General features: G+C 67.2%; 22 protein-coding genes. 8 read left to right on the plus strand and 14 right to left on the minus strand.

Translation table 11 applies throughout. The features are described from left to right. Positions 1 to 31: 31 nt before the first annotated feature. The 9 genes from IB273_RS17095 to eat all read right to left on the minus strand — a co-directional run bounded on the left by IB273_RS17095 (position 32) and on the right by eat (position 10123). On the minus strand, positions 32 to 493 hold the full coding sequence (locus tag IB273_RS17095; protein ID WP_081517246.1) for a type IV pilin protein: 462 nt from the start codon (positions 491 to 493) through the stop codon (positions 32 to 34). Continuing rightward, a complete protein-coding gene (locus IB273_RS31770) occupies positions 490 to 3927 on the minus strand; it encodes a pilus assembly protein (protein WP_192224610.1) in 3438 nt (1145 codons plus the stop codon). Before IB273_RS31770 ends, IB273_RS17095 begins: the two co-directional genes overlap by 4 nt. Further along, the gene (locus IB273_RS17105; RefSeq protein WP_151189357.1) at positions 3914 to 4459 is read right to left on the minus strand and encodes a hypothetical protein; all 546 of its coding nucleotides are present in this window, start codon (positions 4457 to 4459) and stop codon (positions 3914 to 3916) included. Before IB273_RS17105 ends, IB273_RS31770 begins: the two co-directional genes overlap by 14 nt. Beyond that, complete coding sequence (locus IB273_RS17110) at positions 4456 to 5202, minus strand: PilW family protein (protein WP_192224611.1); 747 nt, start codon at positions 5200 to 5202, stop codon at positions 4456 to 4458. The genes IB273_RS17105 and IB273_RS17110 overlap by 4 nt, the downstream gene beginning before the upstream one ends. Next, on the minus strand, positions 5199 to 5804 hold the full coding sequence (gene pilV / locus IB273_RS17115) for a type IV pilus modification protein PilV (RefSeq protein WP_081517250.1): 606 nt from the start codon (positions 5802 to 5804) through the stop codon (positions 5199 to 5201). Before pilV ends, IB273_RS17110 begins: the two co-directional genes overlap by 4 nt. Then, complete coding sequence (locus tag IB273_RS17120) at positions 5795 to 6319, minus strand: GspH/FimT family pseudopilin (RefSeq protein ID WP_192224612.1); 525 nt, start codon at positions 6317 to 6319, stop codon at positions 5795 to 5797. Before IB273_RS17120 ends, pilV begins: the two co-directional genes overlap by 10 nt. A 201-nt stretch (positions 6320 to 6520) precedes the next feature. Next, a complete protein-coding gene (gene eutC / locus IB273_RS17125) occupies positions 6521 to 7327 on the minus strand; it encodes an ethanolamine ammonia-lyase subunit EutC (RefSeq protein ID WP_192211152.1) in 807 nt (268 codons plus the stop codon). A gap of 25 nt (positions 7328 to 7352) precedes the next feature. After that, a complete protein-coding gene (locus tag IB273_RS17130; RefSeq protein WP_192224613.1) occupies positions 7353 to 8747 on the minus strand; it encodes an ethanolamine ammonia-lyase subunit EutB in 1395 nt (464 codons plus the stop codon). An 11-nt stretch (positions 8748 to 8758) separates the two neighbouring features. Next, positions 8759 to 10123 (minus strand): ethanolamine permease, encoded by a 1365-nt coding sequence (gene eat, locus IB273_RS17135; RefSeq protein WP_192224614.1) that lies wholly within the window; start codon positions 10121 to 10123, stop codon positions 8759 to 8761. A gap of 361 nt (positions 10124 to 10484) precedes the next feature. On the opposite strand from eat, the gene IB273_RS17140 reads away from it, so the two are divergent. Further along, positions 10485 to 11537 (plus strand): AraC family transcriptional regulator, encoded by a 1053-nt coding sequence (locus IB273_RS17140; RefSeq protein WP_192224615.1) that lies wholly within the window; start codon positions 10485 to 10487, stop codon positions 11535 to 11537. A gap of 283 nt (positions 11538 to 11820) precedes the next feature. Here IB273_RS17140 and IB273_RS17145 read toward each other — a convergent pair whose 3' ends face one another. Continuing rightward, positions 11821 to 13341, minus strand: a complete 1521-nt coding sequence (locus tag IB273_RS17145; RefSeq protein ID WP_081517256.1) for an aldehyde dehydrogenase family protein — start codon at positions 13339 to 13341, stop codon at positions 11821 to 11823. A 339-nt stretch (positions 13342 to 13680) separates the two neighbouring features. Between IB273_RS17145 and IB273_RS17150 the strand changes: the two genes are divergently transcribed. The 4 genes from IB273_RS17150 to IB273_RS17165 all read left to right on the plus strand — a co-directional run bounded on the left by IB273_RS17150 (position 13681) and on the right by IB273_RS17165 (position 18087). Further along, on the plus strand, positions 13681 to 15597 hold the full coding sequence (locus IB273_RS17150) for a sigma-54-dependent Fis family transcriptional regulator (protein ID WP_192224616.1): 1917 nt from the start codon (positions 13681 to 13683) through the stop codon (positions 15595 to 15597). Positions 15598 to 15825: 228 nt separating this feature from the next. Continuing rightward, positions 15826 to 17178, plus strand: a complete 1353-nt coding sequence (mpl, locus tag IB273_RS17155; protein WP_192224617.1) for a UDP-N-acetylmuramate:L-alanyl-gamma-D-glutamyl-meso-diaminopimelate ligase — start codon at positions 15826 to 15828, stop codon at positions 17176 to 17178. A gap of 2 nt (positions 17179 to 17180) precedes the next feature. Continuing rightward, positions 17181 to 17810 carry a flavin prenyltransferase UbiX gene (gene ubiX, locus IB273_RS17160; protein WP_081517259.1) on the plus strand — a complete coding sequence of 210 codons (630 nt, stop codon included), beginning with the start codon at positions 17181 to 17183 and terminating at the stop codon, positions 17808 to 17810. Beyond that, a complete protein-coding gene (locus IB273_RS17165) occupies positions 17794 to 18087 on the plus strand; it encodes a YceK/YidQ family lipoprotein (protein ID WP_081517260.1) in 294 nt (97 codons plus the stop codon). The genes ubiX and IB273_RS17165 overlap by 17 nt, the downstream gene beginning before the upstream one ends. 317 nt (positions 18088 to 18404) lie before the next feature. Here IB273_RS17165 and IB273_RS17170 read toward each other — a convergent pair whose 3' ends face one another. The 3 genes from IB273_RS17170 to IB273_RS17180 form a co-directional block, all read right to left on the minus strand. Then, positions 18405 to 19046 (minus strand): oxidoreductase, encoded by a 642-nt coding sequence (locus tag IB273_RS17170; RefSeq protein WP_081517261.1) that lies wholly within the window; start codon positions 19044 to 19046, stop codon positions 18405 to 18407. Positions 19047 to 19076: 30 nt separating this feature from the next. Continuing rightward, positions 19077 to 20807 (minus strand): C13 family peptidase, encoded by a 1731-nt coding sequence (locus IB273_RS17175; RefSeq protein ID WP_192224618.1) that lies wholly within the window; start codon positions 20805 to 20807, stop codon positions 19077 to 19079. A 93-nt stretch (positions 20808 to 20900) separates the two neighbouring features. Continuing rightward, positions 20901 to 21356: a MaoC family dehydratase gene (locus tag IB273_RS17180; protein WP_045217066.1), complete on the minus strand. Its 456-nt coding sequence runs from the start codon at positions 21354 to 21356 to the stop codon at positions 20901 to 20903. Between the two features lie 179 nt (positions 21357 to 21535). Here IB273_RS17180 and IB273_RS17185 point away from each other — a divergent pair, with 179 nt between their 5' ends. From IB273_RS17185 to IB273_RS17195, 3 genes are read left to right on the plus strand one after another with little or no spacing between them, the layout of a single operon-like run. Beyond that, positions 21536 to 21898: a CidA/LrgA family protein gene (locus tag IB273_RS17185; RefSeq protein ID WP_045217069.1), complete on the plus strand. Its 363-nt coding sequence runs from the start codon at positions 21536 to 21538 to the stop codon at positions 21896 to 21898. Next, positions 21898 to 22611 (plus strand): LrgB family protein, encoded by a 714-nt coding sequence (locus IB273_RS17190; protein WP_081517263.1) that lies wholly within the window; start codon positions 21898 to 21900, stop codon positions 22609 to 22611. The genes IB273_RS17185 and IB273_RS17190 overlap by 1 nt, the downstream gene beginning before the upstream one ends. A gap of 18 nt (positions 22612 to 22629) precedes the next feature. Beyond that, positions 22630 to 23220 carry an LON peptidase substrate-binding domain-containing protein gene (locus IB273_RS17195; RefSeq protein WP_081517264.1) on the plus strand — a complete coding sequence of 197 codons (591 nt, stop codon included), beginning with the start codon at positions 22630 to 22632 and terminating at the stop codon, positions 23218 to 23220. Between the two features lie 248 nt (positions 23221 to 23468). Here IB273_RS17195 and prpF read toward each other — a convergent pair whose 3' ends face one another. Continuing rightward, the gene (prpF, locus tag IB273_RS17200; protein ID WP_192224619.1) at positions 23469 to 24656 is read right to left on the minus strand and encodes a 2-methylaconitate cis-trans isomerase PrpF; all 1188 of its coding nucleotides are present in this window, start codon (positions 24654 to 24656) and stop codon (positions 23469 to 23471) included. Between the last annotated feature and the right edge of the window lie 59 nt (positions 24657 to 24715).

Consider the following 24715-nt stretch of genomic DNA (forward strand, 5'->3'; position numbering starts at 1 on the left):
TGTTGAAAGCGCAATCCAAGCGAGCGTTTGATCAGCGCCAGCAGCTGTCGACGCTTCCTGCGCTCACGCCGCGGGTGCCTCGCTCGTCCAGGGTGAAGTCGCCGCAGTCCGAGTCGCCCGCCTGAGTGCCCCGTCGCAGGGCAGTCAGGCGATAGCGGCGCGTGTCGCCTTGGGGATGTTCAGCGGCCAGTTCGTACAGCTGGTGCGTCGAAAGGCGCTTGCCGTCCGCCGACAGCGGGTAGGTGAACGCCAGCTTCGCGGGATCGTCGGTGTACTTGCTGTATTGCGCCAGGTAGCGCTCCTGCTGGGCCGCGGCATCGCGCAGGAGGGTCTGCGCCTCGCTGCGGTTGGCCCGCAGGATGAACTGGCGGTAGCTGGGAATGGCGATACCGGCGAGCAGGGCCAGGATGGAAACCACCACCATCAGTTCGACCAGAGTGAATCCGCCAGCTTTCGCGATGTGCGGCGCAGGTGCCGAAGGCAGGGCTCTCATGGGTAACTCACGGGCAGGTTGTAGTTCATGATCCGCCAGTTGAAGCGGCCCTGGTTCACCGGGTTGAACAGCTGCACGGGGAGACGGTTTCCATCCGGGGTGTAGAGGCTGTCGCCGATGCGGGTCACCGGTCCGTCGATGCGCATGCCGCTGGCGGTCTCGCTGAAGGAGCCGTCGCCCACCAGGTCGAACACGTTGAAGTCCAGTGCACCGCCGGTGTTCGGGTTCACTGCCAGCAGCCAGTAGGTGATGCCCGCGCTGCACGGGTCGGCGTTGGGTTGGCCGACGGTGACGAACAGTACGTCGCCGAGCATGAAGGGCTGGTCGAGGACCCGCTCGCCATCAGCCAGGTCGAAGTACCAGCCACGGATTCCAACGCCGCGCTTGCCACTGCTGTCCCAGGCCACGGGGGTGCTGCTCAGTTGGCGGACCTCGCTGGTGCCGCCGCTGTGGGTGACGGTTTCCTGGGTCAGTGTCTGGGCCTGCAGATCGGAAAGCTTGTTCAGCGCGGCAGGCGCGCCGGCTCCGTCGACGTGGGCGAGGTAGTCGGTCTGGTCCCAGAAACCGTACAGGGACTGGCGGCTGACCGCGCCTTCCTTGTCGCCCCCCTCGAAGTACTTGCCGGTGCCGGCGATCACCAGCTGCCCTCCGCGTGGATGCTGGGTGACTTCGCCGGCGGCGCTCAGCGGCTGGCCGCGGCTGCCGGGGATGCTGGCGAGCACGCTGGAATCGACGTCGAGGCCGGCCTGCCGGTAGAGCTGGCCCTGCAGGCTGCCGTAGTAGCGCTGGGCGAGTTCGCCGGGACTGTCGGCGCGGGTCCAGGCGACCGTGCTGCCGACCTCGCCGTCGCCAGCGGCGGACTGGCTGGCAGCGCTGATGCGTCCATCCTCCAGGCGGATCGACAGTGAGTAGCCCTTGGCGGTGTCGTAGCCGTTTCCGCTGAGCACATAGGCAACCCCGTCGGAGAAGGTGATCACCGGCCGATCGAGCACGTAGCCGAACTCGATGTCCTTGCCGTCCTCGCTGCTGGCGCTGCCTGCGTACTCCCAGAGCAGGCGGGGCTGGTCGGCGTTGGTGATGTCCAGGGCGAACAGGCCGCGCCCGCCGCGCCCGGGCGCCATGACCAGCACGGTGTGCCAGCTGCCATCGAAATGCACATCACGGGTGACCGCGCTGCCGTCGACATAGAAACGGTGCAGGCTGTTGGTGTTTTCCTCTTCCGAGCGCGCGGCGTAGTGGGTGTCGGAGAGGTAGTTGAGCTGTCCGTACACGGCGGCGGGAATGAAGGCCCAGCGTTCCCGACCGGTCTCGTCGAAAGCGTGCAGCATGCCGTCGTTGGCGCCGACGTAGAGACGACTCTCGCGAGCGGCATTGGCTTGCCGGAAGGCGTCGTAGCCGGTCGCGCCGGTGGCCTTCTCCAGGTAGTAGGTGACCGCGGATGGCGGGCCGACGACCACGGGCGAGGAGTAGATGATGTCGCCCAGCAGATGGTTGCGGGCGCGGAAGGTGTCGCCTTCGTCACTGCGATCGCCGCGTAGCCAGGCGACGCGTTTCTCTCCCAGGTGGTCCTCACGCTGGGTACCCGGAGTGCGGTTGAGCAGCTGTTGCTGCTGGGCCGCGAGGTTGCCCCAGGTGAAGGCCTGCAGGTGACCCTTGGCACTGTCCGGTGCGGTATTGGTGTAGATGCTGCGGCTGGCCGGTGAGCGCTGGTTGAGCTGGTTGCGGAACGACAGCGCGGAGTTCGCCTGGGTATTGCCCTGGGCGTCGAGGCGGTACTGCAGGATGTCGCCGCTCCAGTCGGTGGGTTGGTAGCTGGCGCGATAGAGGTGGGTGTCGGTGCTCAGCGAGGTGGAGCTGGCGCCGGCGGCAGCCACCGCCAGCTGGTTGCTGGAGATGCTGCTGACGATGGCCTGGAAGGCCTTCACCAGTTCGCTGGTGGAGTCGGCGCTGAAGAATTCGCCGCGGGAGTTCAGCGCGCCGTGCCAGAGCGCGGCCACCTTGCCTTCGTTGGCGGTGACGGTCATGCCGTCGAGGCTGGTGCTGGCGCTCGGGTTGGGCCAGCTCCGGGTGCCGTCGAGCAATTGCCGATAGGAGCCGGAATAGGTGTCGCCGTCCCACTGCAGGTACTTCAGCGTCGGGCCGAGCCCCAGGCCTACGGTGTAGGTGGTGATGTGCTGCCAGGTGGCCGGGTCGTTCTTCGGGTTCCAGTAGTCGTTGCCGTCGCGAAAGCGCGGTGGAACCTTGTTTTCCAGGTCGCTGCGGGCGTCGGTGGCCCAGCCGAGGAAGATGTTGTCGGCCAGGGTGTTCGACCATTTGTCCTGATAGGGCGCCGTCGCCGTGAAGGCGGTGCCGTCGGGCAGGGTGCGCGAAGTGCCGTCGGCGTTGCTGCCGCCGGAACCGTCGCCGAAGCCATCGGTCATCAGCAGGTGGTAGCTGGGCCGGCAGGCGTACTCGGTCTTCACGTCGCGGGGGCTGCCCGGCGCACGGGCGTAGGGGTTATAGGCGGTGGTGTTGCTCAGGTAGCTGTTGACCCGGTTCTGCGCCGTCCCCAGGGGCGTGCCGCCGCTGGCGGCGAGGCGGCTGGTGAAGTTGAAGAAGTCGGCCTTGTGCTGGCCGGCGAAGGCCGCGAGGGTCTGGTTGCCGCAGGCCGTGGAGTTCAGGTTGAAGTTGGTGTTGTAGCAGCTGTTCAGCGCCTGCCAGGTCACCCGGATGTGCTCGGGCAGGTCGAACAGCGCCAGGTTGGCGGCGGTGCGCGTGGCGAGTTGGCGGGTACGGTAGAAGGAAAACCAGTTGGCGTAGTTCTGCTTCTCTTCCGCCGTGCTGACCCAGTGCGGGGTGAAGCAGGTGCGGGTGCAGGCGCTGGCGCTGGTGAACGACGAGTCCGCCGCGCAGTTCTGCACGGCACTGAGGCTGCTGGTGGCGACATTGCGCGCGTGCGGGCAGGACGCGTTGAACTGGTAGTAGTGGGCGTAGCGCTGGTAGCTGTCCGTGCTGTTGACCGGTTGGATTGCGTTCTGGCCATAGCCGTTGCCGGTATTGCGGTTCAGGTCGACGGTGCCGGTCTGGATGGTGAGAAAGCCGTCGTAGTAAGCCTTGTCGAAGCTGGTGACGTAGCGCTCGCTGACGATCCGGCCGCCGCTGAAGGTGACCTTCCACGGCGCCTCGTAGGTGATGTCCGGGTTGTAGTACATCGGGTTGTAGGCGGTGGAACGGTTGGCGATGCTGTAGGAGCTCATGCCATCCGGGGTGTAGGCGCTGGTCATGCTGCCGGAGTCGTCGAGGGTAACGATCAGGTTGGGCGAGACGCCTTCCACCAGGAACAGCGGCGCCTGGCTCGGGGCTGCGGCTTGCGCATCCGTGCAGGTGAGCAGAATCGCCAGGCCGGCCAGTACGGCGAGGTGGGACGACGAGTGGAGCTGGTCAGCGCTGGACACGGGCGTACTCCTGTAGTCGGACCAGGGCCTGGTCGGTGATGCCGGTGGAAAGGGCGTTCATCTGCAGCAGCAGGGTGCCATTGCCCGCCAGGCAGTCGGCCATGGCACTGGAGGAACGGCTCTCGCATTGCGCGGCGACGTACCAGCGCGGTGCGCTGCTCAGTTCCGCCAGTTGGTCGGGGTTGGCCAGGTCGTTGCCCCGGTAGGTGCGCGCCCGTGGCAGCAGTGCGCTGCTGGCGGCATTCTCCGGTTCGAGCCAGAGTCGGTCGCACAGCAGGACCTGTTGCTGGTTCTGCGCGGTGCTGATGCAGGTGTCGGCCTCGCCCACGGCCATCGATGGGCTGTAGCGGGTCCGCGCCAGTGCTTCGCTGATTGCCGAATCGGCGCCACCCAGCGCCGCCTGGTAGTCCCTCGTCTCGGCCAGGCTGTTGTCCAGCAGCAGGCCGCTGCGCAGGTTGCCCAGGGCCAGGATGCTCAGCGCCAGCAGCATGAGCAGGGCGATCAGCAGGGTCTGGCCGCGTTGCCGGTTCATGGCTGGTTCCTCAGGTAGAGCGTCTGCGCAAAGGCGCTGCACAGGCCGCGCGCGCCGGTGTTTTTCGTCGTCGCGGGGTTCAGCGGGTCCTGGTAGGTGCAGTTTTCGGGCAGCAATGCGCGGGTGGAGGTGACCACCAGGCCGGCGCGGAGCTGGTTGGTCGATCCGACCGCGAACATCAGGTCGTGGATGCCGCTGGCAAGGGCGACCTCACCGGCGGACAAGGCGTTGTTGGTCTTGCACAGCAGCTCGCCGTCGACCAGTCGCAGGTGGCTGACCAATACCGGCGGACTGCCCGTGTCGTCATCGCTGTAGAGCGAGGCGCCGGTGCAGTCCTGGTGTACCTGCGCATCGCTGCGCTGTGGGCGCTGGTAGCGCAGGCACAGGCCGCGGCCGCCGGCATCCAGGCTGGCGATCTTGCCGGCGCCGAAGACGCAGCCGGTGGCTGTGTCGGTCAGCGCCGGGAAGGGCCCCTCGCGGTCGATGACGAAGTCGTACTGCTGCTCGTCGGCATCGCTGGCGTGGCGCACCCAGGCGCTGTAGCCGGCATGCCCGCTCTCGCGCTGCAGCAGGTCGAGGATGAAACGGGCATTGGCCTGGTTCTGCTGCTGGGCGTGGTTGAAGGCGGCGTGATCACTGCCCGACAGGTAGATCTGCAGCACGCCCAGCAGCACCATCACGCCCAGCGCAATGGCGACCATCAGCTCGATCAGGGACAGGCCGGTCTGGCGCTGCGGGCTCATGGCTGGAAACTCAGTCGGTAGCGCTCGACACCGCCGGCATCGCTGCCGGAAAGGCAGGCCGCATCGTCATCGTCAGCGGTGGTCGGGCTGCCGGCCTGGCAATTGCGGCTGTGCCAGGCCAGCTGGATCAGCAGCAGCGGCTGGCGCGAACCGGCGTCGCAGGCCTTGCCGTCGCGGCTGGGGCAGATGAAGGTGGCATCGCTCAACAGCGCATCGTCGGTGTTGAGCTTCAGGCGCAACTGTTCGACCCAGCAGGCCAGTTCGCGCCTGGCCCGGTCCGCCTTGCCCAGGCCGCTGGTAGCGCAGCTCTGGCCACTGCCGAGGCTGGGAAAGCTGCTGCCGGCCGGGACCAGGTAGGCCGCGTCGGTACTGAGCTTGCCCTTGCTGACCAGCGCCTCGCGATTGGCCTGGATGCTGCGGGCAAGGTCCGCGGCCAGCAGAAGGGCGTTCTGCCGCTGCTGGCTGTCGTGGCTGTAGGCGATGCTGCGGCTCTGCAGCGCCAGCAGGCCGAGCAGGGCGACGCTGGTAAGCATCACCGCCACCATGACCTCGATCAGATAGAAGCCCCGCTGAGCCGCATGGGATCGGCGCGTCAGTCGCATGGAGCCACCGCTCCGCCGCGCTGCAGGCAGACCTTGCTCGAATAGCCGCCGGCGGTCAGGGTGAAGACCCGCGGGAAGCTGCCGCTGGCGCTGCCCATGGTGACGCCGTTGCCGTCGAACTCCAGTGCTCCCGCCGGCTCCTGGGTGATGAGCACCGCGCCGGAATCATCGAGCCGGGTCCTGCGCAACTCGATCTCCCGATGGCCCTCCAGATCGCCGCCGCGCAGTCGACCGATGCTCAGTTCGGAGGTCCAGTCTGCGCTGCTCTGCGGAGTCACTCGCACCGGCTGCTGGCCGATCTGCGCCTGGGCGCGGGCGTACTGCAGCACCGCGACCAACTGCTTGCCGGTGCTCTGCGCGCGGTTGCGATTGATCAGCAGGTCGAAGGAGGGCACCGCGATGCCCAGCAGGATCGCCAGGATCGCGATGGTCACCATCGCTTCGATCAGGGTGAAGCCACGCTGAGCTCGCCGGGGGCTGACCGGAGCGTGCAACTGAGTGTTGGGTGAATCCATCGTCTCGCCATCGTCATGAAACGCCGTGCGCTGGCGCTTCCTGTGGTGCGCCGGGCACGGACCTTGATGGCGTGGTTTTTATCGTGACGGTTGGCGAGGGTGATTTAAGACGATTCTTAAAGAGGGCGGCCCGCTGCGCGGCATGTGGTCGCGTTCACGCTACGGGCGATGCAGGGCTGTCCGGCTCGGCTTGCCGATGACTCAGCCACCGATAAGAAAGTTGCCAGTTCTGCCGGCGCTTTCGCCCTCCAGTGCCGGGAGTTCTGCTTCGTCCTTCAGGTTCACCCCCGACAGCTGCCGGCGGCAGGCTTCGCGCATCAGGTAGAGCAGGCGGTGGGTGGCGAGGCCGTAGCTCAGGCCTTCCAGCCGCACGTTGGAGATGCAGTTGCGGTAGGCGTCGTTCAGGCCGACCTTCGGCGCCCAGGTGAAGTACAGGCCCAGGCTGTCGGGCGAGGACAGGCCGGGGCGCTCGCCGATCAGGATCACCACCATCTTCGCCCGCAGCAACTCGGCGACTTCGTCGGCCACGGCGACCCGGCCTTGTTGCACCAGCGCGACCGGCGACAGGCTCCAGCCTTCGTTGCGCGCCTGTTCTTCCATGCGTTCGAGGAAGGGCAGGCTGTGACGTTGCACCGCGAGCGACGAGAGACCGTCGGCGATCACCACGGCGAGGTCATAACCCTGTGGGTGACGGTCAGCGTGGCGACGCAGAATCTCCACCGATTCCTCGTTCAGCCGGCGGCCCAGGTCAGGGCGTTGCAGGTAGGTGTCGCGGTCGGCGGCGGCACTATGCAGCAGCAAGGTGTCGCGGCCGCGCTCGGCCAGTTGCGCGGCGAGGCCGTCACGCTCGAAGGGCAGGTGCACGGCGTCGCGCGCCTGGGCGTGGGCGAACTGGAAGTCCAGTTGCGCGCCGGTCGGCAGGCTCGTGCCGGCGCGGCCCAGGGCGATGCGCGCGGAGGTCAGGCGGCGCAGTTCCTGCCAGGGGTTGGGGGTGAAGCTGTCGCTCATCGACAATTCCTCAAGCGAGTGACCCTCAGGACAGTTGCGCGAGTGCGTGGCGGAAGGCGCCGGGAAGCTGGTCGGCCATCTGTACGCGGCCATTCTGCTGGCGGAGGATCTCCATGCGCGCAAGCCACGCCTCGAACTCCGGCGCCGGCCGCAGGCCCAGCGTCTGGCGCGCGTACAGCGCGTCATGGAAGGAGGTGGTCTGGTAGTTGAGCATCACGTCGTCGGAGCCGGGGATGCCCATGATGAAGTTGATGCCGGCCACGCCCAGCAGGGTCAGGAGCATGTCCATGTCGTCCTGGTCGGCTTCGGCGTGGTTGGTGTAGCAGATGTCGCAACCCATGGGCACGCCGAGCAGCTTGGCGCAGAAGTGGTCTTCCAGGCCGGCGCGGATGATCTGCTTGCCGTTGTACAGGTATTCCGGGCCGATGAAGCCGACCACGGTGTTCACCAGGAACGGCTTGAAGTGCCGCGCCACCGCGTAGGCGCGGGTCTCGCAGGTCTGCTGGTCGACGCCGTGGTGGGCATTGGCCGACAGCGCGCTGCCCTGGCCGGTCTCGAAGTACATGAGGTTGTCGCCGAGCGTCCCGCGCTTCTGCGACAGCCCTGCTTCGTAGCCTTCCTTGAGAATCGACAGGCTCACGCCGAAGCTGGCGTTGGCCGCCTCGGTGCCGGCGATGGACTGGAACACCAGGTCCAGCGGCGCGCCCCGGTTGATTGCCTCGATGGAGCTGGTGACGTGGGTCAGCACGCAGGACTGGGTGGGAATCTCGTAGCGCTGGATGATCGCGTCGAGCATCTCCAGCAGGGTGCAGATCGACTGCAGGCTGTCGGTGGCCGGGTTGATGCCGAGCATGGCGTCGCCGTTGCCGTAGAGCAGGCCGTCGAGCACGCTGGCGGCGATACCGGCCGGGTCGTCCGTGGGGTGGTTGGGTTGCAGCCGCGTGGACATGCGCCCGCGCAGGCCCATGGTGTTGCGGAAGCGGGTGACCACGCGGATTTTCTGCGCGACCAGCACCAGGTCCTGCACGCGCATGATCTTCGATACCGCGGCTGCCATCTCCGGTGTCAGCCCGGGCGCAAGGGCGCGCAGGCTGGCTTCGTCGGCGGCGTCGCCGAGCAGCCAGTCGCGCAGGCCGCCCACCGTGAGGTGGCTGACCGCCGCGAAGGCCTGGCGGTCGTGGCTGTCGATGATCAGCCGGGTGACTTCGTCGCTCTCGTAGGGGATCAGCGCCTCGTCGAGGAAGTGCTTGAGCGGGATGTCGGCCAGCGCCATCTGCGCGGCGACGCGCTCGGCGTCGCTGCCGGCGGCGACCCCGGCGAGGCGGTCGCCGGAGCGTGCCGGGCTGGCCTTGGCCATCACCTCGCGCAGGCTGTCGAAGCGCCAGGTCTGGCCACCGACGCTGTGGACGAATCCGGACATGGCGCTACTCCTCAGCCCTGGCTGGCGAACGATGCGTCGGTGCCGCGATTGAGGCTGATGACGATGCTGCAGATGGAGCAGCCGCCGATCATCAGCACCAGGAACACCGAGGCGATGACACTGTTGAACCAGAGCATGGCGGCCAGGCAGACCAGCGCCAGGACCAGCGCGATGGCCGGCACCACCGGGTAGCCCGGCGCGCGGAAGCTGCGCTCCAGGTCCGGCTCACTGCGGCGCAGCTTGAACAGGCTGAACATGCTCATGATGTACATGACGATGGCGCCGAACACGCTCATGGTGATCATCGCCGCGGTCAGGGTCATGCCCTGCAGGCTGATCAGGCCGTCGCTGAAGATCGCCGCGATGCCCACGGCGCCGCCGGCGAGGATGGCGCGGTGCGGGGTCTGGAAGCGCGACAGCTTGGCCAGGCTACGCGGCAGGAAGCCGGCGCGGGCCAGGGCGAAGAACTGCCGCGAGTAACCCAGGATGATGCCGTGGAAACTCGCCACCAGGCCGAACAGGCCGATCCACACCAGCATGTGCATCCAGGTCGAGTTGTTGCCGACCACGGCTTTCATCGCCTGCGGCAGCGGGTCGTTGATGTTCGACAGGGCGCGCCAGTCGCCCACGCCGCCGGCGAAGATCATCACGCCGATGGCCAGGGTCACCAGGGTCAGGATGCCGGCGATGTAGGCGCGCGGGATGGTGCGTTTCGGGTCTTTCGCCTCCTCGGCGGCCATGGCCGCGCCCTCGATGGCGAGGAAGAACCAGATGGCGAAGGGGATCGCGGCAAAGATGCCGGCCATGGCGGTGGAGCCGAATACATCCGAGCCGGCCCAGCCGTTGAGCACGAAGTTGCTGAAGCTGAAGCCCGGTGCGACCACGCCCATGAACACCAGCAACTCGGCCACTGCCAGCACGGTCACCACCAGTTCGAAGGTGGCGGCGATGCTTACGCCGAGGATATTCAGGGTCATGAAGATCACATAGGCGCCGGTGGCCGCCCACTTCGGATCGAGGCTGGGGAACTGCACGTTGAGGTAGGCGCCGATGGCCATGGCGATGGCCGGCGGGGCGAAGACGAATTCGATCAGGGTGGCGATGCCGGCGATCATCCCGCCGGTCTTGCCGAAGGCCCGCAGGCTGTAGGCGAAGGGCCCGCCGGCGTGGGGGATGGCGGTGGTCAGCTCGGTGTAGCTGAAGATGAAGCAGGTGTACATCACCGCGACGATCAGCGTGGTGACGAGGAAGCCCAGGGTACCGGCGGCGGCCCAGCCGTAGCTCCAGCCGAAGTACTCGCCGGAGATCACCAGGCCCACGGCGAGCCCCCAGAGGTGAAGGGTGCCAAGCGTTGGTTTGAGTTGTGATGCGCTCATTGTTGTTATTCCTCTCTCCGCAAGGGGTAGGCCGCAAGTGGGGCGGGCCGCAGGGGCGTGGACGGATACCTGAGACTCGATGGTAGTGGCGCACTGCCGCGCAAGACTTGACCGCTGGAACCGGCTTTCGCCGTGCAGGGTCAACTGGTTGTTACCCATTGCCCCACCGTGCGCACGATGCTCGCTTCTGGTGCCGGAAATCGCCCGCCTGCCCCGCGCTGTGGCAGCTGCAGGCCAGGCGCGGCGCGGTGTCGGGGTTGTTGGTAGCGATCGGCGAGGCACGGGATTTGCTTTGTTTTCTCGTTCCCTGTTCCCGCGTGCGATGTGCCCCGAGCACCTCATAACAAGATCGGTAACCGACATGAGCCAGCCTCTGTTTTCCCCGTCCGGCCTGAGCCTGCCCCTGGCCAGCAACATCGGCGTGCTGTCCGCTGCCGCCAGCGGCCTGGGACGCTTCATCGGCGACCAGGGCGGCGACATCGACCGCGTCTTCGGTCGCGCCGGCATCGACCCGGAGCGCCTGCTGCATCCGACCCTGAGCCTGGCGCTGACCAACTACTGCCAGGTGCTGGAAGAGGCCGCGCGACAGTCGGGCTGCGACAACTTCGGGCTGCGCTACGGCGAGCAGTTCCGCCCCCGCGAGCTGGGCCTGCTGGGCTACGTCGGGCTGTGTTCGGAGACGCTGGAAGAGGCGCTGAAGAACTTCGCTGCCGCCTTCCCCTACCACCAGCACGCCACCCTGATCCGCCTGGTGGATTGCGGCGAGTGCTATCGCTTCGACTACCAGGTTCGCCACGGCGCGATCCTCGACCGCCGCCAGGACGCCGAGCTGACCTTGGGCATGGCACTGAACCTGATGCGCCACGCGCTCGGCCCCGAGTGGGCGCCGCGTGCGGTAAGCTTCGAGCACGCGCGGCCGGAAGGCTGGCAGGAACATGGGCGGGTGTTCGATGCGCCGGTACTGTTCCAGCGCGGCTGCAATTCGATGCTGATTCCCAAGCGTGACCTCTACGGCCGGCAGATGCCCGAGCGCGACGCCAACCTCTTGTTCCTGGTGCAGGACGTGATCCGTCGCCTGGGCGAGCAGGGCGGTGCGCCGAATCTGGTGGAGGACGCCGGCACCCAGATTCGCCTGGCGCTGGCGGATGGCGAGCCGTCGCTGGAGATCATTGCCGAACAACTGGAGCTCACCACCGCCGGCCTGCAGCGACGCTTGCGCGAGGCCGGGCTGAGCTTCAGCCAGCTGGTGGAAAACACCCGTCGCGAGCTGGCGCTGCACTACCTGCGGCAGCCGCAACGGCCGATCTCCGAACTGGCGCCGCTGCTGGGGTATTCCGAGACCAGCGCCTTCTCCCGCGCCTTCCGCCGCTGGTTCGGCGTGAGCCCGAGGCAGTGGCGTAGCGACGCCCACTGACCCGTTCTTCATGGGGCGCCGGCTATGCCGGCGGCCTGCATACGGATCGCGGGCATGGCCCGCTCCTACAGGTCCGTGCGATGTTCAAACCCTGCGTAGGAGCGGACTCCGTCCGCGATGGCATCCGGCGCGCGGCGGGCCGATCGCGGACGGAGTCCGCTCCTATGAAAAGCCGACCGCCGATAGCTTTTCTCCAGGCATAAAAAAGCGCGGCCCAAGGGCCGCGCAAGGATCGATGTGAGGAGGTGCCCGGCTCGCGGCGGGCGGGTGGCTCAGAACAAACTCAGAAGAAGCCCAGCGGGTTGATGTCGTAGCTGACCAGCAGGTTCTTGGTCTGCTGGTAGTGGTCGAGCATCATCTTGTGGGTCTCGCGGCCCACGCCGGATTTCTTGTAGCCACCGAAGGCGGCATGCGCCGGGTACAGGTGGTAGCAGTTGGTCCACACGCGGCCAGCCTTGATGCCGCGGCCCATGCGGTATGCACGGTTGATGTCGCGGGTCCAGACGCCCGCGCCCAGGCCGTACTCGGTGTCGTTGGCGATGGCCAGTGCTTCAGCCTCGTCCTTGAAGGTGGTGACGCCCACCACCGGCCCGAAGATTTCCTCCTGGAACACGCGCATCTTGTTGCTGCCCTTGAGCAGGGTCGGCTGGATGTAGTAGCCGGTGGAGAGATTGCCGTCGAGCTTCTCGACCGAGCCGCCAACCAGGATCTGTGCGCCTTCCTGCTGGGCGATGTCGAGGTAGGAGAGGATCTTCTCGTACTGCTGCTGCGAGGCCTGGGCGCCGACCATGGTGTCGGTGTCCAGCGGGTCGCCACGCTTGATGGCCTTCACCTTCTTCATCACCACGTCCATGAACTGCGGGTAGATGGACTCCTGCACCAGCGCGCGGGACGGGCAGGTGCACACCTCGCCCTGGTTGAAGAAGGCCAGCACCAGGCCTTCGGCGGCCTTCTCGATGAAGGTCGGCTCGGCCTGCATGATGTCTTCGAAGTAGATGTTCGGGCTCTTGCCGCCCAGCTCCACGGTGGACGGAATGATGTTCTCGGCGGCGCACTTGAGGATGTGCGAGCCCACCGGGGTCGAGCCGGTGAAGGCGATCTTGGCGATGCGCTTGCTGGTGGCCAGCGCCTCTCCCGCTTCTTTACCAAAGCCCTGGACGACGTTGAGCACGCCCTTGGGCAGCAGGTCGCCGATCACTTCCATCAGCACGCAGATGCCCAGCGGGGTCTGCTCGGCCGGCTTGAGCACGATGCAGTTGCCGGCGGCCAGGGCCGGGGCGAGTTTCCACGCGGCCATCAGCAGCGGGAAGTTCCACGGGATGATCTGCCCGACCACGCCCAGCGGCTCATGGATGTGGTACGCGACGGTGCTGTCGTTGATCTCGGCGGCGCTGCCTTCCTGCGCGCGGATGCAACCGGCGAAGTAGCGGAAGTGGTCGGCGGCCAGCGGGATGTCGGCATTCAGGGTTTCGCGGATCGGCTTGCCGTTGTCCCAGGTCTCCGTGACGGCCAGCAGTTCCAGGTTCTGTTCGATGCGGTCGGCGATCTTCAGCAGCACCAGCGAGCGGTCCTGCACCGAGGTGCGGCCCCAGGCATCGGCGGCGGCGTGGGCGGCGTCCAGCGCCTTGTCGATGTCCTCGGCGGTGGAGCGGGGGAACTCGGCGATGGGCTGGCCATTCACCGGCGAGGTGTTGGTGAAGTACTGACCCTTCACCGGCGGGACGAATTCGCCGCCGATGTAGTTGCCGTAGCGCGCCTTGAACGAAACGATGGCGCCTTCGCTACCGGGATGGGCATAACGCATGGTCGGATCTCCTGGGTCTTGTGCTTGTTGGGGAGGACGTTGAACAAGCGTAGAGCAAGGGCCGGGCCATGCCAGTGAAAGGCACGCCGCGCATGGGCTGGGCGGGTGGCTGGTGATGCTCCGGAAAGCGCGCTGTTACGCCTCTGGCACAGTGCCTCGTGACACTTTGTCCCGTTTTCGTGACAGTCGTGACCTGACGGTCGGCCAGGCGTTGCATTGGGCTGGCGCGTGGGGGATGCTGTCCTGCGTTCCATCGCTTTCTGTAGGAAGAGAAAGGTCCTACAAGACTTCGTTGGAATTCGGGGCTGCCTCCCCGTCCCCAAGCGGAGAACAACAAGAATGCGCGCCAACGATTTGAGCCGCCACGCCCGCCAGGTCATGACCGTGGCCGAAGGCAAGGCCCCCGCCGGTGCCCCCGGCGCGGACCCGTCGATCGCCCGCTCCTGGATGCGCTGTCTGGAGCAGTACCACCTCGACCCGGCGCAACCCATGGCGCCCGCCGTGCTGGAACACGCGCGCATGCTCGAAGTCCGCGAGCGCCACCGGCAGGTGCTGGAGATCGCCAGCGACGAGATGAACAGCCTGCACCAGCAGCTGTCCGGCGCCGGCCATGCGGTGCTGCTCACCGATTCCCGCGGGGTGATCCTCAACTGCGTCAGCGAAGCCGCCGAGCGGCGCACCTTCGAGCAGGCCGGGCTGTGGCTCGGCGCCGACTGGAGCGAAGCCCGCGAAGGTACCAACGGCATCGGCACCTGCCTGGTGGAGCGCCAGGCGCTGACCATTCACCAGGACGAACACTTCCGCAGCCGCCACACCGGGCTGACCTGCTCGGCCAGCCCGGTGTTCGACCCGCAGGGCGAACTGCTGGCGGTGCTCGACGTTTCCTCCGCGCGCCGCGACGTGTCGCGGCAGAGCCAGTTCCACACCATGGCACTGGTCAACCTGTCGGCCAAGGCCATCGAGAGCTGCTACTTCCTGCGCCATTTCGAGGACCAGTGGCTGCTGCGCTTCCACCTGCAACCCGACGGCCTCGGGTTGTTCAGCGAAGGCATGCTGGCCTTCGGCGGCGACGGGCGCATCCGCGCGGCGAACCAGAGCGCCATCAACCTGCTCGGCAGCCGCCGGGAAAACCTGATCGGCCGCTCGCTGGAGCAGTGCTTCGATTGCCGGCTGGACGACCTGTTCAGTCGCGCCGACCCGCATCCCAACGCCAGCTGGCCGCTGCGCACCCACGCCGGGCGCACCCTGTATGCGCTGCTGCGCGGCAAGCGGCCCATCGCCGCCGCGCCGGTCCTGCCACGCGCGCCTCTGGCGAAAGGCTTGTGTATCGACGACCCGCAACTGGCCCACGATTTCCGCCGTGCGCTGAAGGTCTACGCCCACGACGTGCCGCTGCTGCTGCAGGGCGAGACCGGCACCGGCAAGGAGGCTTTCGCCCGCGCCGTGCATCTGGGCGGCGAGCGCGCCGGCAAGAGCTTCGTTGCGCTGAACTGCGCGGCGATTCCCGAGACCCTGATCGAGAGCGAACTGTTCGGCTACCGCGGCGGCAGCTTCACCGGTGCGCGCAAGGAAGGCATGCGCGGCAAGCTGCAGCAGGCCGACGGCGGCACGCTGTTCCTCGACGAAATCGGCGACATGCCGCTGGCGCTGCAGACCCGCCTGCTGCGTGTACTGGAAGAGCGCCAGGTGGTGCCCATCGGTGGTGAGCCGCAGGATGTGGATATCCGTCTGATCAGCGCCAGCCACCGTGACCTGGAAGCACTGGTAGCCGCCGGGCAGTTCCGCGAAGACCTCTACTACCGCCTCAACGGCCTGGTGGTTGCGCTGCCGCCGCTGCGCGAGCGCGAAGACCGCGGCGCGCTGCTCGACCACTTGCTGGCCGAGGAGAGCAAGGGCCGCAGCGTGCGCCTGGACGACGACGTGCGTCGGCACCTGCTGGACTTCCCCTGGCCGGGCAACGTGCGCCAGTTGCGCAACGTGCTGCGCACGCTCTGTGCACTGTGCGACGGCGGCCGCATCCAGATGGCAGACCTGCCGCCGGACCTGCGCCGCGCGCCGGCTGCCGCTGCGGCTCCGGTCGCCTTGGCCGGGGAGGAGGGTGACACCCTTGGCACTGCCGAACGCAACGCGCTGCTGGAGGTGCTCGAAGCGCAGCGTTGGCACATCAGCCGTGCCGCGCAGCAACTGGGCATCAGCCGCAATACCCTGTACCGCAAGCTCAACCGCCACGGCCTGAGCCGGAAAAGCCTCTCGTAGGATGGGTGGAGCGCAGCGATACCCATGCTGACCCGGTTCCCGGAATCGATGGGTATCGCTTCGCTCCACGCCATCCTACGTATCGTTCCCGTGACGACTTTCCCCGGCCTGCGGGAACCGCCTCCCCACCTCGTCGTCTGATGCCCCGGCGGCGGGCCGCGCGGGGTGCGCTGTGCTACTCTGCCGCCCATTCGAAGTGCCTTCAAAGGCTTGATTGCAGGAGTCTGCATGCATATCCACATCCTCGGCATCTGCGGCACCTTCATGGGGTCGCTGGCCGTCCTGGCCAAGGAACTGGGCCACCGCGTGACCGGCTCCGACGCCAACGTCTACCCGCCCATGAGCACCCAGCTGCAAGCCCAGGGCATCGAGCTGATGCAGGGCTACGACCCTGCGCACCTGGAGCCGGCACCGGACCTGGTAGTGGTCGGCAACGCGCTGTCGCGCGGCAACCCGGCAGTGGAATACGTGCTGAACAAGGGCCTGCCCTACGTCTCCGGCCCGCAGTGGCTGGCCGACCACGTGCTGCAGGGCCGCTGGGTCCTGGCGGCCGCTGGCACCCACGGCAAGACCACCACCAGCAGCATGCTGGCCTGGGTCCTGGAGCACGCCGGCATGAGCCCGGGCTTCCTGATCGGGGGCGTGCCGCAGAACTTCGGGGTCTCCGCGCGCCTGGGCGGCACCCCGTTCTTCGTGGTCGAGGCCGACGAGTACGACAGCGCCTTCTTCGACAAGCGCTCCAAGTTCGTCCACTACCACCCGCGCACGGCGATCCTGAACAACCTGGAGTTCGACCACGCGGACATCTTCCCCGACCTCGCGGCCATCGAGCGACAGTTCCACCACCTGGTGCGGACCATCCCCGGCGAAGGTCTGGTCATCCACCCGACGTCCGAGACCGCACTCAAGCGCGTGATCGACATGGGCTGCTGGACGTCGGTGCAGACCACCGGCGAAGGCGGCCAGTGGCAGGCGCGCCTGCTCAGCGACGACGGCTCGCACTTCGAGGTGCTGTTCGACGGCAAGGCCCAGGGCACCGTGGACTGGGAACTGACCGGCCAGCACAACGTTGCCAACGCCCTGGCTTGCCTCGCGGCGGCACGCCATGTCGGCGTGGTGCCAGAGCTGGGTTGCGCCGCGCTGTCGGCCTTCAAGAGCGTCAAGCGGCGCATGGAGAAGGTTGCGGAAGTGCAGGGCGTGACCATTTATGACGACTTCGCCCACCATCCGACTGCCATTGCCACCACCCTCGACGGCCTGCGCAAGCGCGTCGGCGATGCCAAGGTGATCGCCGTGGTCGAACCGCGCTCCAACTCCATGAAGCTCGGTGCCCACCGCGACGGCCTGCCGGAGTCCGTGGTGCAGGCCGACAACGTGTTCTGGTACGCGCCGCCGAACCTCGGCTGGGACCTGGCGGCCACCGTCGCCAGTTCCACCGTGCCCACGCAAGTGTGCGATTCGCTGGAAGCCATCATCGAGGGCGTGAAGGCCATCGCCACGCCGGGCACCCAGGTAGTGGTCATGAGCAACGGCGGATTCGGCGGCCTGCACGGCAAGCTGGCCAAGGCGCTGGAGGGCTGAACATGGCCGGAGCCGAACGCGTCACCCTCGCCATGACCGGCGCCTCGGGCGCCCAGTACGGCCTGCGTCTGCTCGACTGCCTGGTGCAGGAAGACCGCGAGGTGCACTTCCTGATCTCCAAGGCCGCGCAACTGGTGGTGGCCACCGAGACCGACGTGACCCTGCCGAGCAAGCCGCAGGCGATGCAGGCTTTCCTGAGTGAATACACCGGCGCCGCGCCGGGGCAGATTCGCGTGTACGGCAAGGAAGACTGGATGGCCCCGGTGGCCTCCGGTTCCGGCGCGCCGAGTGCGATGGTGGTGGTGCCCTGCTCGACGGGGACGCTCTCGGCGATTGCCACGGGCGCCTGCAACAACCTCATCGAACGCGCCGCCGACGTGGCGCTGAAGGAGCGCCGCCAGCTGATCCTGGTGCCGCGCGAGGCGCCGTTCTCCAGCATCCACCTGGAGAACATGCTCAAGCTGTCCAACCTGGGCGCGGTGATCCTGCCGGCCGCTCCGGGCTTCTATCACCAGCCGCAGACGGTCGACGACCTGATCGACTTCGTCGTCGCGCGCATCCTCAACCAACTGGGTATTCCCCAGGACATGCTGCCGCGCTGGGGCGAACACCATCTTGTCAGCGACGAATAAGCTCCTCGCCGCCCTGTTGCTGTTGCAACTGGGCGGTTGCGCCACCGTGAAGACCCTCAACGACAGCCGCCCCGGCGATCCGCTGATCTATGCCGGCACCCGGCTGGACTGGTATTCGCTCAATGGCGGCTGCTGCCCGAAGGACCACTTCGGCACCGACGCGCCGGCCTACCCCGGTCTCGACCTGCCCGGCAGCGCGCTGCTGGATACCTTGCTGCTGCCGCTGTCGATTGCCGCAGAGCTGGGCGTCGGCCTGCAGGTGTGGGGCGGGAACTGATCCGCTACTGCTGAACGTCAAGGGATACCCCTACGTAGGATGGCGTGGAGCGAAGCGATACCCATCAATAGTGGCAATGCCCGCATGGGTATCGCTCCGCTCCACCCATCCTACGAGAGCATGCGTATCCAGGGCTGTCCCGCGCAGAACGGTGGGCTTGCCTGCAGGAGCGGGCCGCGCCCGCGACCGCGGACAAAGTCCGCGTTCACTTGAGCGCACATTGCTGACCGGGGGGGTGGGCATCCCACTGCAAGGGCGCCTGCCGGCGCCTTCGCGGGCATGGCTCGCTCCTGCAGGGTGTTCCACTGGACGGCGGGTTACTTGCCCAGCTTGCGCAGTTCGTCCGACTCGACGACGCGCACGCCCTTGCCCGGTTCCAGGGCCAGGCGCCACAGCGCACGGGCCAGGGCGATGGCTTCGATGCCGTGGAGCTTGCCCGGCAGGATGCGCGAGAACGGCGCGGCGAGCAGTTCGGCCAAGCGGACTTCCTCGCGCTGCCCCAGCAGCAGCGACGGCCGCGCGATGGTCAATTGCTGCCAGCCTTGCTGGCGCAGCGCATCTTCCAGTTCGCCCTTGGTCCGGCTGTAGAAGATCGATGACTTGCTGTCCGCGCCCAGCGCGCTGACCACGATGTAGTGCCGGGCGCCCAGGGCCAGGCCGCGCTCGCCCAGGGCCAGCGGCAGGTCGAAATCGACGCTGCGGAAGGCCTCTTCGGAGCCCGCTTCCTTGAGTGTGGTGCCCAGGCAGCAGAATAGGGTGTCCACCGGCGTGGTCAGGTGCGGGATGAGCTCAGCCAGCGGGCCGATGGGATTGTCCAGGCGTGGGTGCTCCGCCAGCTTCCTTCGGGCCGGGGCGATGACGCGCTTGACCGTGGGCTCGTTGAGCATGCGGTCGAGCAGATGCTCACCGGTCAGGCCGGTGGCGCCAGCTAGCAGGATATTCGTCGGTTTCGAGTACATCTGTGTTTCCCCTCTGACACACCTTCCAGCTTAGTTCTCGCCCTGTCCTTTTGCCTGCGCATCGTTGCTGCCGAGCGCCAGGGCTCCGTGCGTCTGTTGCGCACGCAGGGCCTGCCAGCGAGTAATGACCGCATCCGGCGCCCAGAGTTGCGGTTCCGATGGCTCGAACTCTTCCTCCTTCTCGCGCTTGGCCACGGTGGCGCTGGCCAGCTTGAACGCCTGCCTGAGGTCGTCGGTCTGCTGGAAGGCCTTGGCAAAGAGCGCATCGCCGAAGTAGGTGAAGTCGGCCTCCTCGGAGCAACCGAAGGACACCCGGTCGCTGCGCGCGGCGGTCATGATCAGGGTCTTGTCGTCCTTGAGCGCGGGGATGAAGCCGCCGCTGTAGCAGGCGGAGATCACCAGCACCTTGGTGCGGTCCTTGAGCGGAGCGAGCAGGTTGGCCAGTTCGCTGGCCGGCAGGTCGTCGAGTTTCAGGCCGGGCATGTCCAGCACCAGCTGGTGGTCATGGGAGCCGTGGCTGGTCAGGTAGATGAACACCAGGTCTTCCGGGCCGCTGCGCTGCGCGATGGTGCGCAGGGTGCGGGCGAGGGTTTCGCGGGTGGCCATGGGACGGTCGGCGAGGTGATCGCGGTGGTTCACCAGGCGTACCACGCCGCGCGCACCAAAGCGGTCACCGAGCAGGTTGGCGACGTAGTCGGCCTCGCGCAGAAACACGCTCTGCTTGCCGTCGCCGCCCAGGCTGACGCCGTAGAGCTCGATTGCCGGGGTGGACTGCGGGACGGCGGCCAGGGCTTTCTCCAGCATGGCGCCCTGTTCCAGCAAGCCGACTTCCAGCGGGTTGGGCAGTGTTTTGCCGGCGGCGTCCTGGCGCAACTGGCCGGCGCTCCAGGTGCCTTTCTGCACGCTGCCGTCATGGCGGGTGAGGGTGCCGGCGCCGGAGTACTCGCCACGGGCGAAGCCGCCGCTGTAGGTCTGGCCGTCGGCCCTGGTCAGGGTGCCCTGGCCGTCGAAGCGCCAGAAACGGAAGTCGCCCTTGTAGCGGCTGCCATCGGCGCCGATGAACTCGCCCGGCCCGCTCAGCGCGCCGGCCTTGAAGCGGCCGAACCAGACATCGCCGTCAGCGTTCTGGAAGCGTCCGGTGCCGTCGAACTGGTCGTTGCGGAACTCGCCGGCGTACTGGTCGCCCGCGTCGTCGCGGAAGATGCCCTTGCCTTCGAGCACGCCGTTCTTGAACGGGCCGCTGTACTGGTTGCCGAGGCTGTCGCGGCGGGCCCCTTCACCGTTGGCTTCACCACGGGAGAAGGCGCCCTGGTGGCGGGTGCCATCGGCTTGTTCGAGGCTGCCCAGGCCCTCGTAGCGACCCTTGCGGAAGCCGCCGCTGTAGGTGGTGCCGCCCTGGGAAATCCGCCCTTCGCCGTCGAACTCGCCGCGCTTGAACTGGCCCTCGTAGAAGCTGCCGTCGGCGTACTGCAGGCGGCCACGCCCTTCGAACAGGCCGTCGCGGAACTCGCCTTCATAGCTCGTGCCGTTGCCGTCGTTCCACTTGCCCTGGCCGCTCTGCAGGCCCTTGTCGAAGCCGCCCTCGTACCAGGCGCCGTTGCTGTAATCCAGCCGCCCGGGCCCTTGCAACTGGCCGTTCACCAGCTCGCCACGGTAGCGCGCGCCGTCGGGCAGGCGGGCGTCCGGGGGCGTCAGCGGTTCGCCTTCGCCGCAGGCAGTCAGGAGCAGGGCAAGGCTCAAGGGCAGGAGTTGGCGTGGCATCGGGACTCTCGAATCGACGGTGGGGCGCAGAGTGAGTGTGACGTAAAAAAGCCCGCGGACGCGGGCTTTTTTCTCAGCGCTGTGCCAGAGCCGTCAGACGAAGCACAGGCTCAGCGATTCGGCGATGTAGGCCGGCTTGGGCAGGCCTTCGATTTCCAGGGTGCAGCGGGCCTTGATCAGCCATTGGCCGGGGTTCTTCTCGGTGATGTCGGTGATGGTCACCTGCAGGCGCACGCGCGAATCCACCGGTACCGGCTGGATGAAGCGCACGCTGTCGAGGCCGTAGTTGACCACCATCTTGGGGTTCTCCGGCAGGACCAGCAGGCCCTCGCAGAGTTTGGGGATCAGCGACAGCGACAGGAAACCGTGGGCAATGGTGCCGCCGAAGGGCGTCTTCTTTGCCTTTTCCGGGTCGACGTGGATGAACTGGTGGTCCTCGGTGCACTCGGCGAACTGGTTGATGCGCTGTTGATCGACGGTGATCCACTGCGAATGACCCAGGTCCTTGCCGATGTAGTCCTTCAGTGCGCTTACGGGTACGAATGCCATGTTTCCTCCGGGGATATCGTTGTTCTTCTAATGCGGCCTGCGTAAGAGTCCGACAACAGATCAGCATGGGGTCCGCGGCCGGTCAAGCCGCAGCGGCATTCATGCTTTGGGCGAATGCCGAGCCATAGCGGTCGCCGGGCGGGCATAATGGCGGCTTCTTGCGCTGGAGATGTTCCCTGATGTTGCTACGCGGCCTGACCTGGCTGGTGCTGTTCCAACTGCTCGGCACGGGCCTGAATGCTCTCATCCTGCACATGATTCCCGGCCCCATCATTGGGCTGGTGCTGCTGTTCGCCTTCCTGGTGTGGAACGGCGAGGTGAGCAAGCCGGTGAACGAGGCGGCCGCCTCGCTGCTGCGCTACCTGCCGTTGCTGCTGGTGCCGGCGGCGGTGGGTGTGATGGCCTACGCGAAGCAGATCGCCGCGGACTTCTGGGCCATCGCCGGCGCCCTGGCGCTGTCGCTGCTGGTGTCCTTCGTGTTCGCCGGCTGGCTGATGCAGAAGCTCATCGACCGCCAGCGCAAGCAGAAGGAGGGCGCGTGATGTTCGACTGGCAAGGCGCGCTGAACTCCGTCATCCACCATCCGCTGTTCTGCGTCGGCGTCACCCTGGGTGCCTACCAGCTGGCCCTGGCCGCCTACGAGCGCACGCGCTGGGTGTTCCTGCAGCCGGTGCTGGTGTCGATGCTGATGGTCATCGCGGTACTGCTGGCCTGCGGCATCGACTACGCGGAATACAGCAACAGCGCCAAGGTGCTGACCATCCTGCTCGGTCCCGCTACCGTCGCGCTGGCGGTGCCGCTGTTCCTCAACCTCAAGCGCATCCGCCAGCTGTTCTGGCCGACGCTGATCACCCTGCTGGTCGGCGGCCTGTTCGCCACCGCACTGGGCATCGGCCTGGGCTGGCTGTTCGGCGTCGACCACGAGCTGCTGATGAGCCTGGCGCCCAAGTCGGTGACCTCACCGATCGCCATGCTGGTGGCCAGCCAGATCGGCGGCGTGGCGGCCCTGGCGGCGGTGTTCGTGCTGATCACCGGCGTGCTCGGCGCCATCCTCGGCCCGGAGCTGCTGCGCCGCTGCGGTGTGCATCACCCGGCTGCGCAGGGTATGGCGCTGGGCATGACTGCCCACGCCGTGGGCACCTCCCGCGCCCTGCAGGAGGGCGAGGAATGCGGAGCCTTCGCCGCCCTGGCCATGAGCCTGATGGGCGTGGCCACCGCTGTGCTGCTACCGTTGGCGGTAGCGCTGATCGCCTGACGAATCGACGGAGTGTCCATGAGTTTCCCGCTGTTTCCCCTCAACACCGTGCTGTTTCCCGGCTGCCGCCTCGACCTGCAGATCTTCGAGGCGCGTTACCTGGACATGATCGGCCGCTGCATGAAGCAGAACGGCGGATTCGGCGTGGTGGCCATCGTCGAGGGTGAGGAGGTCGGCGATGCGCCGGAGCGTTACAGCCTGGTCGGCTGCGAGGCGCATATCCGTGACTGGCAGCAACGCCCCAACGGCCTGCTGGGCATCCGTGTCGAAGGTGGGCGGCGCTTCCGCGTGCTCTCCGCCAACGTGCAGACGGACCAGTTGACGGTGGCCGAAGTGGAGTGGCTGGACGAGCAACCCGACCAGCCGCTGACCAAGGAGCATGACGACCTCGCCGCGCTGCTCGAGGCGCTGTCCATGCACCCGATGGTTTCCGCGCTGGAGATGGGCGGGGAGGTCAACGGCCAGCAGGCACTGGCCTGCCAGCTCGCCTACCTGCTGCCCTTCGAACGCGACCAGAAGCAGGTGCTGCTGGAGATGGACGACCCCACCGTGCGCCTGGCGCGCATCCAGGTACTGCTGGAGCAGTTGCAGGGCGACTTCGTTGCCTGACGCGCCGGCTCACCCTGCACTCCGCCGCACACTGTAGGAGCGGGCCATGCCCGCGAAGGCGCCGACAGGCGCCGTTGCCGGGAATGCCCATTCAACCCGTCGGTGCGGTGTGATCATGGAAACGCGGACCTTGTCCGCGATCGCGGGCATGGCCCGCTCCTACAGGGATACATCGGCGCGCCGATTGGTCCGCAGAAGCACAAGGCCCGCGAATGCGGGCCTGGTGTTTTTACGGATAGGGCCAGCGATCAGAACGAATCGCCCGGCACCCGTACCCAGCCTTCCATCAGGATGCGCGAGCTGCGGCTCATGATGGCCTTGGTCACGGTCCATTCGCCGTTTACCTGCTTGGCCTCGGCGCCCACGCGCAGGGTGCCGGAGGGGTGGCCGAAGCGTACCGCGCTGCGCTCGCCACCGCCGGCGGCGAGGTTCACCAGGGTGCCGGGGATGGCCGCGGCGGTGCCAATGGCCACGGCGGCGGTGCCCATCATGGCGTGGTGCAGCTTGCCCATGGACAGCGCGCGCACCAGCAGGTCGACGTCGCCGGCCTGGACTTCCTTGCCGCTGGAGGTGACGTAGTTCTTCGCCGGCGCGACGAAGGCGATCTTCGGCGTGTGCTGGCGGGTCGCGGCTTCTTCCGGGGTCTTGATCAGGCCCATGCGCAGAGCGCCGGCGATGCGGAATTTCTCGAAGCGCGCGAGTTGCTCGGGGTCGCCATTGATCGCTTCGCGCAGTTCGGCGCCGGTGTAGCCGATGTCCTGGGCGTTGACGAAGATGGTCGGGATGCCGGCGGTGATCATGGTCGCCTTGAAGGTACCGATGCCGGGGACTTCCAGGTCGTCCACCAGATTGCCGGTGGGGAACATGGCACCGCCGTCTTCACCATCGTCGGACGGGTCGAGGAACTCCAGCACGATTTCGGCGGCGGGGAAGGTCACGCCGTCCAGCTCGAAGTCGCCGGTCTCCTGCACCTGGCCGTTGGTGACGGGCACGTGGGCGATGATGGTCTTCTGGATATTCGCTTGCCAGATGCGCACTACGCAGGTGCCGTTGTCCGGGATGCGCGACGGGTCGACCAGGCCGGCGTGGATGGCGAAGGAGCCGGCGGCGGTGGAGAGGTTGCCGCAGTTGCCGCTCCAGTCGACGAAGGCCTTGTCGATGGAAATCTGCCCGTAGAGGTAGTCGACGTCGTGGTCCGGCTGGGTGCTTTTCGACAGGATCACGCACTTGCTGGTGCTGGAGGTCGCGCCGCCCATGCCGTCGATGTGCGCGCTGTACGGATCGGGGCTGCCGATCACGCGCATGAACAGCTGGTCGCGCGCCGCGCCGGGCACCTGGCAGCGCTCGGGCAGGTCCTGCAGGCGGAAGAACACGCCCTTGCTGGTGCCGCCGCGGATGTAGGTGGCGGGGATCTTCACTTGGGGTACGTGGGGCATGGGGTACGGTCCTGACAGATCAGTTGCAGGAGCGGGCCATGCCCGCGACATCCCCGCGC

The organism is Pseudomonas sp. PDM19, from assembly GCF_014852215.1.
Lineage (GTDB): Bacteria > Pseudomonadota > Gammaproteobacteria > Pseudomonadales > Pseudomonadaceae > Pseudomonas.

Bases quoted from the DNA above. Each gene is read 5' to 3' on its own strand.
- eat (WP_192224614.1), bottom strand. From the start codon at position 10,123: ATGAGCGCATCACAACTCAAACCAACGCTTGGCACCCTTCACCTCTGG.
- prpF (WP_192224619.1), bottom strand. From the start codon at position 24,656: ATGCCCCACGTACCCCAAGTGAAGATCCCCGCCACCTACATCCGCGGC.
- IB273_RS17175 (WP_192224618.1), bottom strand. From the start codon at position 20,807: ATGCCACGCCAACTCCTGCCCTTGAGCCTTGCCCTGCTCCTGACTGCC.
- IB273_RS17150 (WP_192224616.1), top strand. From the start codon at position 13,681: ATGCGCGCCAACGATTTGAGCCGCCACGCCCGCCAGGTCATGACCGTG.
- IB273_RS17140 (WP_192224615.1), top strand. From the start codon at position 10,485: ATGAGCCAGCCTCTGTTTTCCCCGTCCGGCCTGAGCCTGCCCCTGGCC.
- IB273_RS17180 (WP_045217066.1), bottom strand. From the start codon at position 21,356: ATGGCATTCGTACCCGTAAGCGCACTGAAGGACTACATCGGCAAGGAC.
- eutC (WP_192211152.1), bottom strand. From the start codon at position 7,327: ATGAGCGACAGCTTCACCCCCAACCCCTGGCAGGAACTGCGCCGCCTG.
- ubiX (WP_081517259.1), top strand. From the start codon at position 17,181: ATGGCCGGAGCCGAACGCGTCACCCTCGCCATGACCGGCGCCTCGGGC.
- IB273_RS17105 (WP_151189357.1), bottom strand. From the start codon at position 4,459: ATGAACCGGCAACGCGGCCAGACCCTGCTGATCGCCCTGCTCATGCTG.
- IB273_RS17185 (WP_045217069.1), top strand. From the start codon at position 21,536: ATGTTGCTACGCGGCCTGACCTGGCTGGTGCTGTTCCAACTGCTCGGC.
- IB273_RS17195 (WP_081517264.1), top strand. From the start codon at position 22,630: ATGAGTTTCCCGCTGTTTCCCCTCAACACCGTGCTGTTTCCCGGCTGC.
- IB273_RS17170 (WP_081517261.1), bottom strand. From the start codon at position 19,046: ATGTACTCGAAACCGACGAATATCCTGCTAGCTGGCGCCACCGGCCTG.
- IB273_RS17110 (WP_192224611.1), bottom strand. From the start codon at position 5,202: ATGAGCCCGCAGCGCCAGACCGGCCTGTCCCTGATCGAGCTGATGGTC.
- IB273_RS17120 (WP_192224612.1), bottom strand. From the start codon at position 6,319: ATGGATTCACCCAACACTCAGTTGCACGCTCCGGTCAGCCCCCGGCGA.
- IB273_RS17190 (WP_081517263.1), top strand. From the start codon at position 21,898: ATGTTCGACTGGCAAGGCGCGCTGAACTCCGTCATCCACCATCCGCTG.
- pilV (WP_081517250.1), bottom strand. From the start codon at position 5,804: ATGCGACTGACGCGCCGATCCCATGCGGCTCAGCGGGGCTTCTATCTG.
- IB273_RS17130 (WP_192224613.1), bottom strand. From the start codon at position 8,747: ATGTCCGGATTCGTCCACAGCGTCGGTGGCCAGACCTGGCGCTTCGAC.
- mpl (WP_192224617.1), top strand. From the start codon at position 15,826: ATGCATATCCACATCCTCGGCATCTGCGGCACCTTCATGGGGTCGCTG.
- IB273_RS17095 (WP_081517246.1), bottom strand. From the start codon at position 493: ATGAGAGCCCTGCCTTCGGCACCTGCGCCGCACATCGCGAAAGCTGGC.
- IB273_RS17145 (WP_081517256.1), bottom strand. From the start codon at position 13,341: ATGCGTTATGCCCATCCCGGTAGCGAAGGCGCCATCGTTTCGTTCAAG.